1 protein-coding gene is annotated in these 1,232 nt (G+C 63.5%); it reads left to right on the forward strand.

What is annotated here, in order from left to right; all coding sequences use genetic code 11:
• Nucleotides 1-23 precede the first annotated feature (23 nt).
• Nucleotides 24-1,232 (forward strand): IS3 family transposase gene (locus NKH22_RS31455; protein ID WP_352912432.1). Its coding sequence is split into 2 segments (ribosomal slippage), with 1,210 coding nucleotides annotated over them: nt 24-273 and nt 273-1,232; the frame shifts between segments, so codons are not numbered across the junction. This gene is flagged as partial in the annotation.

A 1,232-nucleotide genomic window follows, 5' to 3' on the forward strand; every position in this document is an offset into this window, starting at 1 on the left:
TGGCCCATCGAGAGGACCAGGACATGAAACGTAGCCGCTTCTCTGAAGAGCAGATCATCGGAATTTTGAAGGAACACGAGGCCGGGGTATCGGTTGCCGATCTGTGCCGCAAGCACGGGGTCAGCGACGCCTCGATCTACAACTGGAAGGCCCGCTTCGGCGGGATGGATATCTCCGAGGCTCGGCGACTGAAGGCGCTGGAGGACGAGAACACGCGGCTAAAGCGGCTTTTGGCCGACGCCATGCTCGACAATGCCGCGTTGAAGGATCTTGTGGGAAAGAAATGGTGACGCCCGCGGCCAAGCGGAAAGCTGTCGCTCGCCTGAAGGAAGGCTTCGGGATGAGCGAACGGCGGGCGTGTAAAGCCATCGGCTGTTGCCGCATGACGGTTCGCTACGAGACCAGCAGGCCGGACGACCGCGAGGTTCGCGAGCGGATGAAGGCGATCGCGCAGGAACGTCGTCGGTTCGGCTACCGGCGTCTTCTCGTGATGCTGAGGCGGGAGGGCCTGATCGTGAACCACAAGAAGCTGTTCCGGCTCTATCGGGAGGAGAAGCTCGCCGTTCGCCGCCGTGGCGGCCGCAAACGGGCGATCGGGACAAGGGCGCCGATGCTGGTGCCGCTGAGGCCTGACGAGCGCTGGTCGCTCGACTTCGTATCGGACCAGCTCACCGACGGGCGCCGCTTCCGCATCATGGCCGTCGTCGACGACTGCACGAGAGAGTGCCTGGCACTCATCGTTGATACGTCTCTTTCGGGCATGCGGGTTGCCCGCGAATTGGACCGGCTCATTACCGAGCGCGGCCGGCCGAGGATGATCGTCAGCGACAATGGCAGCGAGTTCACCTCGAACGCCATCCTTTCCTGGGCGGATCAGAGCCGCGTCGAATGGCATTACATTGCGCCCGGCAAGCCGATGCAGAATGGCTTCATCGAGAGCTTCAACGGCCGACTGCGCGATGAACTGCTCAACGAGACGCTGTTTACCTCGCTGGCTCAGGCGCGCGTAGCCATCGCCCTGTGGCGCGCCGATTACAACACCGCCCGGCCGCATTCCCAAATCGCCTGGCAGACACCGGCCGAGTTCGCCGGCACCTTCAATCCGCGACGGTCGCTCGCGCTGCGCTATGCCAAAGGCTCCGCGCCAGCGCCCGTCCCTTCACCCGCCCAGCAGGGCACAACCCACGCCGGAAACGAACTCAAAACTGGACAGAAACTGGGGGCAAGGTCAG

The organism is Mesorhizobium sp. M1252, from assembly GCF_040318265.1.
Taxonomy (GTDB): domain Bacteria; phylum Pseudomonadota; class Alphaproteobacteria; order Rhizobiales; family Rhizobiaceae; genus Mesorhizobium.